Source organism: Mesorhizobium loti (assembly GCA_014189435.1).
Lineage (GTDB): Bacteria > Pseudomonadota > Alphaproteobacteria > Rhizobiales > Rhizobiaceae > Mesorhizobium > Mesorhizobium loti_G.
The window spans coordinates 547,747-564,557 of sequence record CP050293.1; the positions used below are offsets into that span (position 1 = coordinate 547,747).

A 16,811-nucleotide genomic window follows, 5' to 3' on the forward strand; every position below is an offset into this window, starting at 1 on the left:
CATGTCGTTCTCCCAAAACCGGGACCGCTTTTGGGCGACATGCATTAAACCCGTACCGTTGCGGCAAACCCTTGCCGCAACGCTGGATTTCCGCCATGTCAACGTGGCACAGTCAAAAGCGCACGCAGCGCTTTTTTGGTTTTATCTTGTTGCATGTCGTTGTCCCAGAACCGGTTCCATTTTTGGGCGACATGCATTGGTTTGATGGTTGCCGTCCACAACGGGTAGTCACTTGGTCCAGTCGGTCCTGTTCTTCGTCCTAGGCTTTCTCTGCGCCGGCTTTCTGGCGCTTATGGTGGCTCCGGCCATATGGCGTCGCGCCGTCGCTTTGACACGCAGACGCATCGAAGGCTCGATCCCCCTGACGCAAACCGAGATCCAGGCGGACAAGGACCGCATCCGCGCCGAGTACGCCATGTCGACGCGCCGCCTCGAAATCAGCGTCAAGGCGTTGCGCGAGAAGGCGGCCGAACAGCTCGTCGAGATCAATCGCGGCCGCGAGTCCCTGAAGGGGCTGGCGGTCGAGCGCATGGACAAGAACCAGGCGCTGACCGAGCTCGGCGCCAAGAACGAAGCGTTGCGTCAGCGCGAGGGCGAGTTGCAGCAGCTTTCGGAGCGGCTCAAGGAGACCGAACGCAAGCTGGAAAAACGCGCGCTCGAGCTGGAAAAGCTGGAGCACATGTATGACGACGCCAGTTTTTCCTCCAGCAGCCGGCAGATCGAGCTCGTGGCGCGCGAATCCGAAATGCAGAAACTCGCCAGCGACATCGCGCTGCTGCGCGGCCAGCGCAAGGAAGCGGACAGGCGCGGCCAGGAGATCGCGACCGAAAGCAAGGCAGCGCGCGACGCCCTGAAAACCGAGAAGAAAAGGACCGCCGAGCTCGACAAGAAGGTCGAACGGCTGCTGGCCACGCTTGCCGATCGCGAGGACAAGCTCGACCGCCGCGAAAAGGAACTGGCGCGCATGCGTGAAAAATCGAAAGCCGAGGACAGTGCACCGGCCTTGCGGCTGGTCGGCAAGGGCGGCGAAACCGCCAAGGGCGACGATCTCGACAAGGCAATCGCCAAGCTCGACAGCGACCGTGAGCGGCTCGAGGCCAGGCTGACGGCGCTGGCGCGCGAGAACAAGCGGCTGAAGGCGGATCTCACCGCGCTGGCCGCGTCCAATCCCACGGAAGGCAGCTCCGCCCTGCGCGAGCAGATGAACGAACTCGCGGCGGAGGTCGTCCATCTGACGGCCAAACTCGAGGGGCCTGGTTCGCCGATCGCCAAGGCGCTGGCGGCGCCGTCGGATGCACGCTCCGGCAACCGCAGTCTTGCCGACCGCGTGCGGGATTTGCAGAAGGCTGACGTGGCAGGCTGAAATCAGCTCTCTTTTGCCGAAAAATGATGCAGCGCAATGGCTGATGCGGCTGCGACGTTCAGACTGTCGAAGCCTTCCGACATGGTGATCCGCACGGTGTGCAGGCTTGCGAGCAGGCTGTCCGGCAAGCCTTCGCCCTCGGTGCCGAGATAGAGCGCCAGGCGCTCGCTCCGCTGCGTATTGCGGATGTCGGTCAGCCCGCGTGGCGACAGCGCGAATTGTTCGAAGCCCCGCCGGACGAGCATCGTCGTGAAGCCGGCGGTGTCGGTGAACGACGCGAAAGGGATCTTGAGCGCGGCGCCGACGGAAACGCGGATCGCCTTGCGGTAGAGCGGATCGCAGCATGTCGCATCCAGCAGTATCGCGTCGGCGCCAAAGGCGGCGGCATTGCGGAAGATCGAACCCATATTGTCATGGTTGGCGATGCCGACGAGCACCACGGCCAGCGCCTGGGCCGGCAGGGCATCGAGAAGAGCCTCGGCCGACAGCGGCGGCCCCTTGCGTCCCATGGCCAGGATGCCGCGATGCATGTGAAATCCAGCGATTGCGTCCATAACCGCGCTGGTGGCGACATAGACCGGGAGGTCGGCCGGTGCTTTGCGCAGGATGCCCTCGAGGCCGGCCAGCCGGTTTTCCAGGATCAGAACCGATTCGGCGGCAAAGCGTCCGGCCGAGAGCAGCAGGTCCAACACAACCTTGCCTTCGGCGATGAAGCGGCCTTGCCGGCCGGCGAGGTCGCGCTCGCGGATGTCGAGATAGGCAGCGACGCGCGGATCTTGCGGGTCGTCAATGCGAATGGGATCCATGCATTCCTCGCGGCCGTCGCATCGGCCCGAAAATCCGGACCGATCCGCGGCGCTCACCTTTGGTTCGGAAAGCACGATGCGACAATTCGAGACGATCAGCTACCTCTGTGCGCCCGGATGGGCGCATATCGCTCCGGCTGGCTCTGTGCGCCCGGATGGGCGCATGTCGCTCTGAAGTCGCCGGCGAGGTCAGCAGTTACAGGGTGGTCAGGTTCCGGCACGGCGCAAACGGTGCGCCATCTGGGACAGGTCATCCTTGCCGCTGCCGAAAATGCCATCAAGCATGCCAAGCAGTTCGCGCACGGCATCGGACTTGCAGGAATAGTAAATCATCTGCCGGTCGCGGCGGGTTTCGACGAGGTCGAGCGCCCGCAACTTCGCCAGATGCTGCGAGAGGGCGGATTGACTGAGCATCACCTTCTCGGCGATGGCGCCAACCGACATTTCACCGTCGGCGAGATAGCTCATGATCAACAGCCGTTTCTCATTGCCCATCAGCATGAGAAATTCGGCCGCCGATTCGGCGTTGACGATTAGCTTTGTCGAGACCATCGATCCCCCATGCTTCTTGTTCATCCTGACGCCATGGGGGCAATGGCATCTGATTCCATAAACTCACACGTGAATCGGCGCAGGCGATTCAACGTCACCGGCAAAAGGTAGAGCATTTCCTTTAAATCTCAAGTGTTGGTTTTAATCAAATATAATTAAGTCCAGTCCCGGTGTCGACCGAGGCCCGGCCGACCCTGGCCATTTCGACCAGAACGTGTCGCAATTCGCGTGCCGCTGCCAAGGGTTGTGGGAAGAAGACGCGGCAAACATCGTCGCCCGACACCAGATCCATACCATCGGCATCAAATCCGGCAACACTCCAGCCGTTGCCGGACACTTTCGTGAAATGCTTTGCATAAACGGCGATCGCGTCGAGATGGTCGGCGTTCATGTGGTCGATGGCGGATTGTTCGCTCGCCGCCAGTTCGTCGACGATCGGTCCGCTGGTGAGCAGATCCGATTGATCGAGCTGATAGGCCTTGCCGAAGCCACCGTTGAGGCTGGCGCGTTGCGGCTCGAGGCGAAAGATCGAAAAGTCGCCGAGACCGGCGTAAAGTTTCGCCTTGGGATTGCGATTGAGATAACGGCGTTCGGCGCGGGCGTGTTCGCTTGATCCGCGCTCAAGCCGTGCCGCCTGGCAGACCAGTGTCAGGCGCGGGTGCGCCAGCGGGTCGCCTTTGCCAGGTTCGCCAAGCAACAGGGAGCAGCGCGGATCGGCAAGCAAGGCGCCGGTGTGCGCCGAGAGCATCGACACCAGGATCAGCGGCGCGCCGTCGATGTCGGTGGCCACGCCGACCCTGCTGGCCAGCGGCCAGCCGGTTTGCGGTTCGACTACCGCCAGAGCGCCAAAGCGGGCGCTGCGCAGAAGCGTCTTGCCCAGCCGGATTGCTTCGGCGTCCGTCTCGCGGATCACGTCCTTCTTCGGTTCGTCCAAGGCCTCACCGCAATAAGTTGATTTATCTTCTCTAGTTATCGGTCAGCAAGCCGGATTTGACAAGGTCGTCGATCTCGGCTTTCGCAAAGCCGAAACGTGCCAGGATTGTAGCCGGCGACAAATCCTCATCGCCGGGCATAGTGGCCAGTGTCGGTTGCGAGCTCGAGAAACGCGGCGCCGGGGCAGGGCGCTCTAATGCACCCGCCGTCACAAAGGCGTTGCGCGCCCGATTGTGCGGGTGGCGCTTCGCCTCCTGCAGCGACAGGACGGGGGCGACGCAGGCATCGGTCTGGGCAAACAGCAGGTCCCAGTCGTCGCGCGATTTCTGCCGGACCCGATCGGCAATGGCCGCGCGCATCGGCGGCCACAGTGCTTTGTCGTACTGGCCGGACACAAAGCGCTCGTCGAGCGGCAGCAGCCTGGCGAATTCGGCGAAGAATTGCGGCTCGAGGCAGCCAATGGCGATATGGCGTCCGTCTGCCGTCTCATAGGTGTCGTAGAAGGGAGCGCCGGAATCGAGCAGGTTCGTGCCGCGCTTTTCGCCCCATAGGCCGGCCGCCATCAAGGCGTGCAAGGGCGCCGCCAGCATCGAGGCGCCTTCGACCATCGCCGCGTCGATGACCTCGCCCTTGCCCGTGCGCGAGCGTTGAAACAGGGCGGCCAGCACGCCGGCAATCAGCATCATGGCGCCGCCGCCATAGTCGGCGACCAGGTTGAGCGGCGGGACGGGACGGCCTTGGGCGTGACCGATGGTGTGCAGCACGCCGCAATAGGCGAGGTAGGTGATGTCGTGGCCAGCGCGGCTGGCGAGCGGGCCGTCCTGGCCGAAGCCGGTCATGCGGCCGTAGACCAGCGCCGGATTGCGCGCCAGCACCGCTTCGGGGCCGAGGCCAAGCCGTTCCATGACGCCGGGACGAAACCCTTCGAGCAAGATGTCCGCCTTTTCGGCCAGGCGCAGCAGCAGATCGATGCCTTCCCGACGCTTCAGGTCGAGGCGCAGGAGGGCGCGGCCGTGGCGGTCGATGTTGTACTCATCCGGCAGCGACAGGAGCTGGCTCGTCCCCGCCCGTTCGATGCGCAGCACTTCGGCACCCATCTCCGATAGCAACAGGCCGGCCAGTGGCACGGGGCCGAGCCCGGCCATCTCGATCACCTTCAGCCCGGCAAGCGGGCCGGTCTTCCCGGCAGCGGACAGGCCGGTGCTCATGACCAGCTATTTCGGCGCCATGCGGATGGCGCCGTCGAGGCGAATGGTCTCGCCGTTCAACATCTGGTTCTCGATGATGTGCAGGGCGAGAGCGGCATATTCGGACGGTTCGCCCAGGCGCGACGGGAAGGGCACGGCGGCGCCCAGCGAATCCTGCACCTCTTGCGGCATGCCGGCCATCATCGGCGTCTTGAAGATGCCAGGCGCGATGGTGCAGACGCGGATGCCGGAACGGGCAAGGTCGCGCGCCACCGGCAGCGTCATGCCGACGACGCCGCCCTTGGACGCCGCATAGGCGGCCTGGCCGATCTGGCCATCATAGGCGGCAACCGAAGCGGTGTTGACGATGACGCCGCGCTCGCCACCTTGCAGCGGCTCGAGCCTTGACGCGCGCTCGGCGACGAGGCGGATCATGTTGAACGTGCCGATCAGATTGACCTCGATCACCTTGCGATACTGATCGAGCGGATGGGGACCATCCTTGCCGATCGTCTTCACGCCAATGGCGATGCCGGCGCAATTGACCAGGATACGCGGCTCGCCAAGCTTGGCGGCGACGTCGGCGAATGCAGCGGTCCCGCTGTCGGCGCTGCTGACGTCGCACTGGACGGCAATGCCGCCGATCTCGGCCGCGACCTTGGTGGCGCGATCGATACCGACATCGAAGATGGCAACGCGGGCGCCCTTGGCGGCCAGCGCGCGCGCCGTCGCCTCGCCAAGGCCGGAGCCGCCGCCGGTGACGATCGCGATCTGGCCGTTCGGGTTCATGGCGTCATCCTTTGATCTCAGGAACAGTGGGACGGATCAGGCGCCGGATCGACGGGAAAGGTCAAGCCATCGCCGCGACAGGATCGGCCACCCTGGCCTGATCGGCGTGGCAGACCTCGCCCGAGAGCCTGGCGACCGCACCCGGTGCGATCTCGTGTGACAGCAGCCGGTCGAGATCGACGGGGCGCGGCATCGAAATCTGGCCGCGCGGGATCCGCTTGAAACCGAGCGGACCGTAATAGGGTTCGTCGCCGACCAGCATGACCGCAGGCGCACCGGCCTTGGCGGCCGCCTCCAGCGCGATCGCCACCAGCCGGCGGCCGATGCCGAGATTCTTGAAGGCCGGCCGCACCGCAAGCGGCCCGAGCATCAGCGCGCGACCGGCGCCGGCGGCGACGCGGGTCATGCGCACCGAGGCGACGACAAGGTCGCCGTCGACGGCGACAAAGGACAGCGAGCGTTCGTGCCCTCCGGCTTCGCGAATCTTGTAGGCGGCCAGCACAAAGCGGCCGGGCCCGAAGGCTTCGTCGTTGATGGCTTCGATCTCAGGGTCATGCGCCGGGGTTTCCGGCAGGTATTTCACGTCGGCAAGGCTCATGGTCTTTGCGTTCCGGTAAGGAGGAAAGGTTTGCTGCAAACGGCAGCATTCGCCAGTCAGCGCTTCATCAAGCGCGGGCGCCCTTTCGTCGTCGGTCAAACCGGATCAAAGCAAAGTCGAACATGCGGATTGTCCGCTAGCATCAATTTCCCGCCGCTGCAATCGGCCTGATATGTCCGTCGTTTCTGCCAAGTGACGGTCTGTTCAGCACCTGACGTCTTCGACAGGGCAGCCTTGCGCCTACATGAACCAACAGGACGCAAGGAGATTTGCATGGGATTGCTGGTTGAAGGCAGGTGGCAGGATCGCTGGTACGATACGGCTGACAATGGCGGCAGGTTCGTGCGCACAAACTCGCAATGGCGCGACTGGGTCACCGTTGACGGAGCGCCTGCCGAAGGCCGGACGCGCGGCTTCAAGGCCGAGCCCGGGCGCTATCACCTCTATGTCTCGCTTGCCTGTCCGTGGGCGCACCGGACGTTGATCTTTCGCACGCTGAAGAAGCTGGAAGGCATCATATCGGTGTCGGTGGTGCATCATTTCATGGGCGCCGACGGCTGGACGTTCGTGGCTGAGGACGGCGCCACCGGCGACACGCTTTACGGCCTCGACGTCCTGCACCAGATCTATGCCAAGGCCGATCCCGCCTATTCGGGTCGGGTAACGGTGCCGGTGCTGTGGGACAAAAAGGAGCAGACCATCGTCTCCAACGAGTCTTCCGAGATCATCCGCATGCTCAATTCAGCCTTCGATGGATGGGGTGACGCCAGCCTGGATTTCTATCCCGAGGACCTGCGCCGCGAGATCGACCGCATCAATGCGCTGGTCTATCCCGCGGTCAACAACGGCGTCTATCGGACCGGCTTCGCCACCACGCAACGCGCCTATGAAGAGGCGTTCGGCGAATTGTTCGCGGCGCTGGATACGCTGGAGGAGCGGCTGTCAAAACAGCGCTATCTCGTCGGCGGCCGTATCACCGAGGCCGACTGGCGGCTGTTCACCACGCTGGTGCGCTTCGACCCGGTCTATGTCGGCCATTTCAAATGCAATCTGCGCCGCATCGCCGACTATCCGAACCTGTCGAATTATCTGCGCGACCTCTACCAGGTGCCTGGTGTCGCCGAGACCGTGAACCTGCATCACATCAAGGCGCATTACTACGGCAGCCACGAAACGATCAATCCGACGCGGATCGTGCCTGTCGGACCGGAACTGGATTACGGCGCACGGCATGACCGGGCGCGGTTCGAGAAGGCGGCGGCCTGATCTACCAGTAGGGCGAGGGCCGCTCACCGCCAAAAATCTCGGCGATCCGGCGCAGGGTCGCCGGCGTCGTTTTCTCGGGCAAGCGGTCGAGCGGGAAGAAGCCGGCTTCGGCGATCTCGTGGTCCGGCAGCTTCGGCGCCGTCTGGCTGAACTGCTCGATCAGATAGAAGCCGACATGGTCGCGGCGGCTGGCGCGACGATTGAAATGCATCGACTTCAGCGTGGGTGGCGAAGTCAGCGCGATGTTGCCTTCCTCCGCCAGCTCACGTTCCAGCGCCTCGGCAAGCGTCTCGCCGACTTCGACGCCGCCGCCGGGAAGCTGCCAGCCCGGCACATAAGTATGGCGAATGAGGAAGACGGAATTGGACGCGGTGTCGTGGATCAGGCCGCGCACGCCAAGCGTCATCGGCCGCCGCAGCACGAAATAGAGATGGAACAGCCTGGCCCTGAGGCCCGCCCAGCCGGTCTGGCGGAAGGCATCTTCAGGCTTCGCCATCAGCTGCGAAACCGTGGCTGGAAAGGAAACCTTGTGTGGAAAGCCGCGCGCCCGTCGCCTATGAAGAAGAAATGTTCAGGCTCGCGCATATTTCCGATGTCCATCTGGGGCCGCTCCCCGATGTATCCTATCGCGATCTCGCCTCCAAGCGCGTGCTCGGCTACGTCAACTGGCAGCGCAACCGCCGCCGCCACATGCATGACGCCGTCATCGACACGATCGTCGCCGACATCAAGGCGAACACGCCCGACCATCTCGCCGTCACCGGCGACCTGGTCAATCTGGCGCTCGATGGCGAGATCGAGATGGCCAAGCACTGGCTGGAGACGCTGGGACCGCCGCATGATGTTTCGGTCGTTCCAGGCAACCATGACGCCTATGTGCCCGGCGCCTTCGACAAGGTCTGCCGATCCTGGGCGGCGTGGATGAGCGGCGACGGCGTCAACACGCCGGTCGACCGCAACGCCTTCCCCTATCTGCGGGTGCGCGGCAATGTCGCGCTGATCGGCGTCTCGACGGCGCGCGCCACGGCACCCTTCATGGCCAATGGGTTCTTCATGGAAGGCCAGGCGGAGCGGCTCGGCAAAATCCTACGGGACACCGCCGGACAGGGGCTGTTCCGCGTCATCATGATCCACCATCCGCCGGTGCGCGGCGCGGTCCCGCAGCACAAGCGGCTGTTCGGCATCGCCCGCTTTCACAAGATCATTCGCCGCCATGGCGCCGAACTTGTGCTGCACGGCCACTCGCATCTGCCGTCGCTGTTCTTCATCGGCGGTCGAGGCGTCAGGATCCCGGCGGTCGGCGTTGCTGCCGCCGGCCAGGCGCCAGGCGGCAAGCACCCGGCGGCGCAGTACAATCTGTTCGACATCGACGGTGAAAAGGGCAATTGGCTGATACGGCTGACACGGCGCGGCCTGACCGGGCCGTCCATACCGCCATCCGATCTGCAGACGCTGGAGCTCGGTGCTCCGGCTGGAGCCGCTATGGCCGCAAGTTGACAACCATGGCCACGATGCGGTCCCAGAACAGGACGACCGACACCACAAGGCCGACCAGCGCGCCGGCAGCGACCAGGCCAAGCCCCGACAGAAAGGCCGACCAGCCCTTGCCGCGCGTCGTCGCGCGCAGCGGCGGTTCGGCTTCCGGTACATCGGCGCGTTTCATGCCGGCGACAGCCGGCTCGACCCCGCCTTCCATCATCCTCTGACGCTCGACGATACGTTCGGCGACATAGCGCGTCACGGAATCGACAACCGGCTTCATCTCCGTGGATTCGGCAAGCACCACCCGACCGATACGGGTGTCCTTGAGGAAGCGATAGGTGCGGCGGTCGCGTCCCATGGCGACATGGCTGACGGCGTCGATCCACAGGCGCGGCTGCAAGCCGGACGAGACGACGAAGTCGAAATTGTCCATGTCGGCCGGAACATCGGCAAAAACCGGCGCCAGCTCGGCGGCAAGCAGATCGAGGCGCATGCGATGGGCCTCACGCATATCGACGACGACGTCGTCGCGGTCGGCGAAGGCATTTTTCACATCACGGATGGCATCGGACAGTTTCTTCGACTGGTCGATGGTCTTCTCGCCTGCTTCCTTCATCGGCGTCTGCCTCGCGGGTTTGGTTAACACGGGGTTAACACAGCCGCCGGCAAAATGCACTGGCAGGTGGACGGGATCGAGGCTCAGGAAAGTGTTGTGCGCGAAAAGGTCAGCTGGCCGCGGCGGCGAATTTCTGGCGATACGGCCTGGCGCGGCGGTTGGTGTTGCGGCGAATGATCTCGGCAATGAGGTCGGGTGCTTCCTCGGCCAGCATATGGCCGGCCTCCAGCACATGGTGCACATGAAAATGTGCCGGCAGATCATCGGCCTGAGCAAAGGGCAGCACCGCGTCGTCGGTTCCCCACACCACCATGACCGGCATGTTCAGCCCGTCGAGAAGATCATGCGGGATGACGCCTTGCCGATCGGCCATGGTCATGGCGGCTGCGATCTCGACGAGTTTTTCGAGCTGGCCGGGTCGCCTGCGCATTTCCCAGAGAACGTCCACGGTGCGATCGAAGGGCCGGATTCCCGGCCCCGACATGGCGGCGAGGCAGGCTCGGATCTCGGACCGATCGGCTGCGTCGGCATAGCGACGCAACAGTGGTCCGTTGATCTCGGGGCCTAGGCCGCCCGGCGCCAAAAGCGTCAGCGAGGCTATTTTTTCGGGCGCGGCCAGCGCCATCAGCGCCGCCACCGCACCGCCCATCGAGTGGCCCACCAGATGAACGCGCTTCAGGCGCCGCTCCGAGAGGTCAGCGAGCACGGCCCTTGCCGCCACCTTGGCTGGACCGGCGGCGGGAAAATCGAGCGACATCCCATGCCCCGGCAGATCATAGGCCAGCGTGTGCGTGGAAGGCGCCAGGGCGGAAATCACCTCGCGCCAGATATCGTGGCAGCCGCCGAAACCATGCAGCAGGACAATGGCCTTCGAGCCAACACCCTGTTCGGCGGCAAAAAGCGATGCGGTCATGAAAGCTGAGTTTTTTGCTATTGTGGGAATGCGGAACACCAATTGTGGCTGGATTGCGCCTAGTCCATGGCAATGGCCAGTAAAATTTTCGCGATTTGTACGGTTGTGGACAATACTCGGCGCTTGGCCAGCATCATGCGATGGAGCGCAGGAAATCCATCGGAACGCCGCGCGCTCAATCCGCGGAGGTTGATTGGTGTCAGCTCGGGTTGCCGAGCCCGGCAGCGCGCAGCGCCTGGACCAGCCGCTCGGTCAGGTCGGCCGGATATTTCCGCTCGACGAAGGTCGCGCGCGGATCGGCGGCAAATTTGGGGAATTCGGTGGTCAGTTGGTTCAGCAGAGTGCTCACCAGATGGTCCTGTCCGGCAGCCTTGGCGCCGATCAGCCGCGCCGCCAGATAGTGCGATTTCGTTGCCGTCGTCCTCAGTGCCGTGCTGGCCGCGATGGCCTTGTTCATGTCGCCCCGCATGAACTCGCCGACGAACAGTCCGTAATCCCACCATGTCGAGTGGCCGCTGAAGGTCTCCACGGCATGGGCAAGGATCGGCGTTCCCTCCGCGTAGCGGCCGGCGAAGATCAGCCCATAGCCGTAGGTGGCAGCCATGCCGAGATCGTAGGGATTGAGTTCGTAGGCCTTGCGCATCCAGCGGATCGCTTCGTCGGTGTTGCCGAGGCGCGAACTGACATAGCCGTAGGAGCGATGCGCGTAAGGGCTGGTCGGCCCCATCTGCACGCCGCGATGGGCAAACTCCATTGCCTTTTCAACCGTCGCATTGGGCGGATAGGCGTAATGATCGGAGACCGCCTCGAGATGCAGGGAGGCAAGTTCCGAATAAACGAGCGAGGATTTCGCTCCGCCATTGGCCAGTTTCTCGAGGCAGCGATAGGCAGCCTCATGGGTCCTGGCGTTCTGGTCGAGATAATATTTATCGTTGAGCAGCAGGCATTGCGTCAGACCGTTCGGCGCGCCGGTCTGCTCGATATAGTTGTAGATCGTGCCCGAGGCGGGAAGCGCCGAACTCAGCATATCGGCGATACGGTCTTCGACCGCGGCAGGTGCACTGTCGGCAGGGGTGAGATTGCGTGAAAGAAGCACCCGTCCGGACGCCATGCTTTGCAGTTCTATGGTGATGTCGCCCGCGTTTGGTCCGGGCAGGATGTCGAATATGAAGCTCGTGGCATCGTCGGCCGGATCGGTGGCGGTGTCGCGGCCGATGAAGTCGATCGTATCGAAGCCGCTCAGGCCGGCACGCAGCGACGCGGCGACACGGCTGGCGTCAGTGCCTTCCGCCTTGACGTCGATATGGACGAGCGGCAGGACGTCAGCCATTGCCGATGGCACGATGCTGCCGGTTGCGCCGGCGGTCTGGAGCGTTGCCGACATGTCTCCGCCCGCCAGCAAGGCAGCGCTGCCCTGACGAAGGATCAATACGCCCAGCATGGCGATGACCAGGGCGATCGCCACCCAGAAGAAGCGGAGATGACGCGCCACCGAAGGGGCAGGCGAAGACGATACCGAAGCCAGCGATACCGCGTGCAGCATGCCCGTGCTGGCGTCGTTGGGAGGATCGGCGGATACAGCGCCGTCGAGTTTGAGCTCGGCAACATCCGGCAGCCGGATCGCGTTCAGTTCATAGGCAGGAACATAGCCGCCGCGCGGAATGGCGATGCGGACGGGTTCGGCAATGCCCTCATTGGCAAAATAGTGCTGCAGAAGCTCGCGCAGCCTGCCTGCCTGCACACGCACCACGGCATCGGTCGACGGATCGAAATCGCCGTCCTTGCCGAAAACATCCATGGCAATGGAGAAGCCCTTGAGCCTGTCGCCTTCGCCGGCCTGTTCACGCTCGACAAGATAACGCAGCAGCTTGCGCGCACGCTCGGACCGGCCGAACGTTTGGCTGGCAAGCAGTCGCTCCAGTGTCTCGCGCACTGCGGGGGCGGCAGGCGTGGCATGCTGCAAGTGTCGATCCTCTCGAAGTCGGCACAGGTTAAGGCGCGATCATATAGGTCCCGCACCACCACACAAGTATACACCCCATTATGCGATCGCGTACCCCACCGGATAATTCGACGGTGGTTAATGGCCGAAAGATCGGAACCGATCACCAGAGTGGGACGGTCCCGATACTTGTTCTGGCCGTGCGTCAGCCGGCTTTCTTGCCGACGATACGGTTGGCGGCGGACATCACCGCTTCCAGCGAGGCGGCGACGATGTTGGTGTTGATGCCGGCGCCGAACAGCTTGCCACCAGGATATTCCATCTCGACATAGGAGATGGCCGACGCGTTCGAGCCGCGCTGCAACGAGTGCTCGGAATAGTCGAGCACCGACATCTCGACACCGAGATGACGCGACAGCGCATCGACGAAGCCGTCGATCGGACCGGTGCCTGTGCCCGTAATCGTCACTTCCTTACCCTGGTCGAGGATGACCGCCTCGACCACGCGCCGGCCCTTGATTTCGGTGCTGGGATAGGTGTGGTGATCGAGGAATTTCAGCCGCGCGGCAGGCTGATCGACATAGGTCTCGAGAAAGCGCTCGTAGATGCGCCTTGCCGGCACTTCCTTGCCCTCGGCATCGGTGATCGCCTGGATTTCCTGGCTGAATTCGATCTGCAGATTGCGCGGCAGATTGAGGCCGTAATCGGCCTGCAGCACATAGGCGATGCCGCCCTTGCCGGACTGTGAGTTGATGCGGATGATGGCTTCGTAGCTGCGTCCGACATCGGCCGGATCGATCGGCAGATAGGGCACCTCCCATACGCTCGTGTTGGCCTTCTTCAGCGCCTTCATGCCTTTGTTGATGGCATCCTGGTGCGAGCCGGAAAAGGCGGTGTAGACGAGTTCACCGACATAGGGGTGGCGTTCGGGGATCTTCAACTGGTTCGAATATTCGTAGACGTCCTTCATCCGGTTGATATCGGAGCAGTCGATCAAGGGATCGACACCTTGCGTGTACATGTTGAGCGCCAGCGTGACGATGTCGACATTGCCGGTGCGCTCGCCATTGCCGAACAGCGTGCCTTCGACGCGATCGGCGCCGGCCATCAGGCCGAGTTCGGTGGTGGCGATGCCGGTGCCGCGGTCATTGTGCGGATGCAGCGAGACCAGCAGGTTCTCCCTCTTCTCGAGGTTGCGGCACATCCATTCGATGCGGTCGGCATAGATGTTGGGCGTCGACATCTCGACCGTCGACGGCAGGTTGATGATCAGCTTGTTGTCCGCCGTCGGCCTGACGATCTCGGTGACGGCGTTGCAGATCTCCAGCGCCACTTCGAGCTCGGTGCCGGTAAAGCTCTCCGGCGAATATTCGAAGCGAAAGCCGCCGCCGGCCTTGGCCGCCATGTCGGTGATCATCTTGGCCGCGTCGGTGGCGATGCGCTTGATGCCGCCGACGTCCTTTTCGAAGACGACGCGGCGCTGCAATTCGCTGGTCGAATTGTAGAAATGGACGATCGGGTTGGTGGCGCCCTTGAGCGCCTCGAAGGTGCGGGTGATCAGTTCGGGCCGACACTGCACCAGCACCTGGAGCGAGACATCGGCGGGTACGTTGCCCTCCTCGATGCACCAGCGGGCAAAGTCGAAATCGGTCTGCGAGGCCGACGGGAAGCCGATCTCGATCTCCTTGAAGCCCATATCGAGCAGCAGGCCGAACATGCGCGCCTTGCGCTCGTGGCCCATCGGATCGATCAGCGCCTGGTTGCCGTCGCGCAGGTCGACCGAGCACCAGATCGGCGCCCTGTCGATGACCTTCGAGGGCCAGGTGCGGTCGGTGAGGCCAACGGTGGGATAGGGCTGATATTTGCGGGCTGCGTCGGGCATCCCTCTTGCTGCATCCTTGCCGGCTACGGCGGCATCGGAGCGGATCTCTTCTCGTGCGTTCATCGTCGTTTCTCCCGGCGGCTCATGGATCCACCTTCAGGTGGATGATGGCGAGCGGCGCCTTTACCAGAATTTCGTTCGCTTGATGTGATTGCCAAGGAGCATGCGCTTGCGCGGCGGTTCGACCGCCGGGCGCTCCTTCAGCGAACCCGGCGATCGCCGATAAGGCCGAGAAGAAGCAGGGTGGAAGCCAGCGCGCGCACGGTCTCGCCGGAAAAACCGGTCGGACGGGAAGCGTTGGTGGCGCGCGTGTTCATGGCGGTTCTCATACAGGAGCGGCTTGTGAGAGGCAAGTGGGGCCACAGGGCGAGCCGTGATCTGTCGGATATTATCCGAACGTGGGTGCTCTTCCCCAGGCGCTGCAAATGCGCCAGACTTGGGCATCGACGGGGTTGCGATGTCCCGTCGCCGGGAGGGGGTCGTCCATGAATTTCGTGTTCTTCTCGCCGCATTTTCCCGCCAATGGCGCGGATTTCTGCGACCGTTTGAAGAAGGCCGGGGCCAGGGTGCTGGGTATCGGCGACGCACCCTATGAGGCGCTCGACGCCAAGCTGAAAGCAGCCCTTTCGGAATATTATCGCGTCGCCGACATGGAGGACTACGATCCGGTGTTCCGGGCGATGGGGCATTTCATCCACAAATGGGGCCGCATCGACCGCTTTGAATCGCTCAACGAGCACTGGCTGGAGCTGGAAGCCAACATCCGCACCGACTTCAACATCTATGGCACCAAGCTCGATTTCGTGAAGAATCTGAAGCGCAAGAGCCGCATGCGCGCCTTCTTCCGCAAGAGCGGCGTCGACACCATCGCACAGCGCAAATGCTCCGACCGCGCCGGGGCCATGACCTTCATCCGCCGCGTCGGCTATCCCGTCGTGGTCAAGCCCGACAGCGGTTCGGGCGCCTCGAATACTTTCAAGATCTCCAACGCCACAGAGCTAGACCAGTTCTTTCGGGACAAGCCCGAGGACGTGACCTTCGTCATGGAGCAGTTCATCGAGGGGCTGGTGGTGACCTTCGACGGGCTAGTCAACCGCGATGGCGAGGTGGTGCTGGCGGCCAGCCATCGCTACGACCAGAGCGTCATGGAGGTGGTCAACAAGGACCGCCACATGAGCTACATCTGCTTTCCCAGGATCAACCCGGCGGTCGAGGAGGCCGGCCGCAAGATCCTCAAGGCGTTCGACGTGCGCGAGCGCTTCTTCCACATCGAGCTGTTCGAGACCAAGGACGATCGGGTCATCGCGCTGGAGGTCAACATGCGGCCGCCCGGTGCCTGGATGACCGATGCCATCAACTACACCTTCGACATCGACGTCTACGCGGCATGGGCCGACATGGTGGTGAAAGATGCCGCCGGCGGGCCTTACGAGGGCAAGTATTTCACCGCCTATGCCAGCCGCAAGCGGCACTTGCGGTATTTGCATGGCCATGAGGACGTGCTAGCCGCGCATCGCGACAAGATTGTCCACCATCAGGCCATCGAAGAGGTTTTCAGCCGCGCCATGGGAAATTACGCCTATCAGATGCGCTCGAAGGACGAGGCGGCGCTGCGCGAGGCGGTCGCCTATATCCACGCGGAAAAGGCGTGAGGCGATGGACATTTCCTATCACAAGAATTTCTCGGGCAAGCTCGGCCGCGACATGGAATACAAGCGCTACGGCCATGCCGGCCGGCCGGTGGTGGTGTTCCCGACCTCGCAGGGGCGGTTCTACCAGTTCGAGGATTCCGGCGGGGTGGGCGCACTGGCCGAATTCATCGACACCGGCCGCATCCAATTGTTCACGGTCGACGGCGTCGATTCGGAATCCTTCTTCGACAAGCATGCCGACGCTGCCCACCGCATCGCCCGCCACGAGGCCTATTTCCGCTATGTGCGCGAGGAGGCGCTGCCGGAGTTCCTGTCCACGGCGGCGGCAGCCAATGGCGGGCGCCAGTTGAAGCCACTGTTCTCGGGCTGCTCGATGGGCGGCTATCATTCCTCGAACTTCGTCTTCCGTTTTCCCGAACTCGCCAGCGGTGTCATCGCGCTGTCGGGCGTCTATTCGGCTCGCGACTTTTTCGGCAAGGCGCTTGAAGGCGACATTTTCTACAACTCGCCGCTCGACTATCTGCCGGGCATCGTCGATCCCAAACTGCTTGCCCGCCTCAAGGCGCTCAGGCTGATCTTCTGCTGCGGGCAGGGCGCCTGGGAAGAGCGGATGCTGGTCGAGACGCGCAGGCTGGAACAGATCCTGCGCGACAAATCGATTCCCGCCTGGGTCGACTATTGGGGCGGCGACGTCAGCCACGATTGGCCGTGGTGGCACAAGCAGCTGGGCTATTTCTTCGGCCGCTGGCTGGATGAGGATCTGATGCACAGGCTCGACTGAGGTGCATTGATATTCAGGTGAGGCTGGCCTGCCAATGGCGGCTTCCCGC

The 16,811-nt window shown here is 63.2% G+C and carries 16 protein-coding genes; 5 read left to right on the plus strand and 11 right to left on the minus strand.

Features of this window, described 5'->3' with window-relative positions; all coding sequences use genetic code 11:
- Window positions 1-232: 232 nt before the first annotated feature.
- The gene (locus HB777_02570; protein ID QND62905.1) at window positions 233-1,363 is read left to right on the plus strand and encodes a hypothetical protein; all 1,131 of its coding nucleotides are present in this window, start codon (window positions 233-235) and stop codon (window positions 1,361-1,363) included.
- 2 nt (window positions 1,364-1,365) lie between these two features.
- Here the strand turns inward: HB777_02570 and HB777_02575 are convergent, their stop codons facing one another.
- The 6 genes from HB777_02575 to HB777_02600 all read right to left on the minus strand — a co-directional run bounded on the left by HB777_02575 (window position 1,366) and on the right by HB777_02600 (window position 6,228).
- The gene (locus HB777_02575; GenBank protein ID QND62906.1) at window positions 1,366-2,169 is read right to left on the minus strand and encodes an RNA methyltransferase; all 804 of its coding nucleotides are present in this window, start codon (window positions 2,167-2,169) and stop codon (window positions 1,366-1,368) included.
- Between the two features lie 207 nt (window positions 2,170-2,376).
- Entirely contained in the window at window positions 2,377-2,721 is a 345-nt protein-coding gene (locus HB777_02580) for a winged helix-turn-helix transcriptional regulator (GenBank protein ID QND68627.1), read from the minus strand.
- Window positions 2,722-2,866: 145 nt separating this feature from the next.
- Window positions 2,867-3,655, minus strand: a complete 789-nt coding sequence (locus HB777_02585) for a HugZ family protein (protein QND62907.1) — start codon at window positions 3,653-3,655, stop codon at window positions 2,867-2,869.
- A 31-nt stretch (window positions 3,656-3,686) separates the two neighbouring features.
- Window positions 3,687-4,862 (minus strand): CoA transferase, encoded by a 1,176-nt coding sequence (locus HB777_02590; protein ID QND62908.1) that lies wholly within the window; start codon window positions 4,860-4,862, stop codon window positions 3,687-3,689.
- Window positions 4,863-4,868: 6 nt separating this feature from the next.
- Window positions 4,869-5,630, minus strand: coding sequence for a 3-hydroxyacyl-CoA dehydrogenase (locus tag HB777_02595; GenBank protein ID QND62909.1), 762 nt, complete (start codon window positions 5,628-5,630; stop codon window positions 4,869-4,871).
- A 61-nt stretch (window positions 5,631-5,691) separates the two neighbouring features.
- Window positions 5,692-6,228 carry an N-acetyltransferase gene (locus HB777_02600; protein ID QND62910.1) on the minus strand — a complete coding sequence of 179 codons (537 nt, stop codon included), beginning with the start codon at window positions 6,226-6,228 and terminating at the stop codon, window positions 5,692-5,694.
- Window positions 6,229-6,501: 273 nt separating this feature from the next.
- Here HB777_02600 and HB777_02605 point away from each other — a divergent pair, with 273 nt between their 5' ends.
- Window positions 6,502-7,494: a glutathione S-transferase family protein gene (locus HB777_02605; GenBank protein ID QND62911.1), complete on the plus strand. Its 993-nt coding sequence runs from the start codon at window positions 6,502-6,504 to the stop codon at window positions 7,492-7,494.
- Window position 7,495: 1 nt separating this feature from the next.
- Here HB777_02605 and HB777_02610 read toward each other — a convergent pair whose 3' ends face one another.
- Complete coding sequence (locus HB777_02610; GenBank protein QND62912.1) at window positions 7,496-7,990, minus strand: NUDIX domain-containing protein; 495 nt, start codon at window positions 7,988-7,990, stop codon at window positions 7,496-7,498.
- 35 nt (window positions 7,991-8,025) lie between these two features.
- Between HB777_02610 and HB777_02615 the strand changes: the two genes are divergently transcribed.
- Window positions 8,026-8,991, plus strand: a complete 966-nt coding sequence (locus HB777_02615; protein ID QND62913.1) for a metallophosphoesterase — start codon at window positions 8,026-8,028, stop codon at window positions 8,989-8,991.
- Here HB777_02615 and HB777_02620 read toward each other — a convergent pair.
- The 4 genes from HB777_02620 to leuA all read right to left on the minus strand — a co-directional run bounded on the left by HB777_02620 (window position 8,975) and on the right by leuA (window position 14,392).
- A complete protein-coding gene (locus HB777_02620) occupies window positions 8,975-9,592 on the minus strand; it encodes a hypothetical protein (GenBank protein QND62914.1) in 618 nt (205 codons plus the stop codon). The two genes, HB777_02615 and HB777_02620, sit on opposite strands and share 17 nt — an antisense overlap.
- A 109-nt stretch (window positions 9,593-9,701) precedes the next feature.
- Window positions 9,702-10,505 carry an alpha/beta fold hydrolase gene (locus HB777_02625; GenBank protein ID QND62915.1) on the minus strand — a complete coding sequence of 268 codons (804 nt, stop codon included), beginning with the start codon at window positions 10,503-10,505 and terminating at the stop codon, window positions 9,702-9,704.
- Window positions 10,506-10,704: 199 nt separating this feature from the next.
- Complete coding sequence (locus HB777_02630) at window positions 10,705-12,468, minus strand: tetratricopeptide repeat protein (GenBank protein ID QND62916.1); 1,764 nt, start codon at window positions 12,466-12,468, stop codon at window positions 10,705-10,707.
- A 184-nt stretch (window positions 12,469-12,652) separates the two neighbouring features.
- Entirely contained in the window at window positions 12,653-14,392 is a 1,740-nt protein-coding gene (leuA, locus tag HB777_02635; GenBank protein QND62917.1) for a 2-isopropylmalate synthase, read from the minus strand.
- A gap of 422 nt (window positions 14,393-14,814) precedes the next feature.
- Here leuA and HB777_02640 point away from each other — a divergent pair, with 422 nt between their 5' ends.
- Entirely contained in the window at window positions 14,815-15,981 is a 1,167-nt protein-coding gene (locus HB777_02640) for an ATP-grasp domain-containing protein (protein QND62918.1), read from the plus strand.
- Window positions 15,982-15,985: 4 nt separating this feature from the next.
- Window positions 15,986-16,762 (plus strand): esterase family protein, encoded by a 777-nt coding sequence (locus HB777_02645; protein ID QND62919.1) that lies wholly within the window; start codon window positions 15,986-15,988, stop codon window positions 16,760-16,762.
- Window positions 16,763-16,811: the final 49 nt, after the last annotated feature.

What these genes read in the sequence shown, in the direction of transcription:
- HB777_02610 (QND62912.1), bottom strand. Translation starts at nt 7,990, where the DNA reads ATGGCGAAGCCTGAAGATGCCTTCCGCCAGACCGGCTGGGCGGGCCTC.
- HB777_02640 (QND62918.1), top strand. Translation starts at nt 14,815, where the DNA reads ATGAATTTCGTGTTCTTCTCGCCGCATTTTCCCGCCAATGGCGCGGAT.
- HB777_02620 (QND62914.1), bottom strand. Translation starts at nt 9,592, where the DNA reads ATGAAGGAAGCAGGCGAGAAGACCATCGACCAGTCGAAGAAACTGTCC.
- HB777_02625 (QND62915.1), bottom strand. Translation starts at nt 10,505, where the DNA reads ATGACCGCATCGCTTTTTGCCGCCGAACAGGGTGTTGGCTCGAAGGCC.
- HB777_02575 (QND62906.1), bottom strand. Translation starts at nt 2,169, where the DNA reads ATGGATCCCATTCGCATTGACGACCCGCAAGATCCGCGCGTCGCTGCC.
- leuA (QND62917.1), bottom strand. Translation starts at nt 14,392, where the DNA reads ATGAACGCACGAGAAGAGATCCGCTCCGATGCCGCCGTAGCCGGCAAG.
- HB777_02645 (QND62919.1), top strand. Translation starts at nt 15,986, where the DNA reads ATGGACATTTCCTATCACAAGAATTTCTCGGGCAAGCTCGGCCGCGAC.
- HB777_02580 (QND68627.1), bottom strand. Translation starts at nt 2,721, where the DNA reads ATGGTCTCGACAAAGCTAATCGTCAACGCCGAATCGGCGGCCGAATTT.
- HB777_02590 (QND62908.1), bottom strand. Translation starts at nt 4,862, where the DNA reads ATGAGCACCGGCCTGTCCGCTGCCGGGAAGACCGGCCCGCTTGCCGGG.
- HB777_02605 (QND62911.1), top strand. Translation starts at nt 6,502, where the DNA reads ATGGGATTGCTGGTTGAAGGCAGGTGGCAGGATCGCTGGTACGATACG.
- HB777_02600 (QND62910.1), bottom strand. Translation starts at nt 6,228, where the DNA reads ATGAGCCTTGCCGACGTGAAATACCTGCCGGAAACCCCGGCGCATGAC.
- HB777_02595 (QND62909.1), bottom strand. Translation starts at nt 5,630, where the DNA reads ATGAACCCGAACGGCCAGATCGCGATCGTCACCGGCGGCGGCTCCGGC.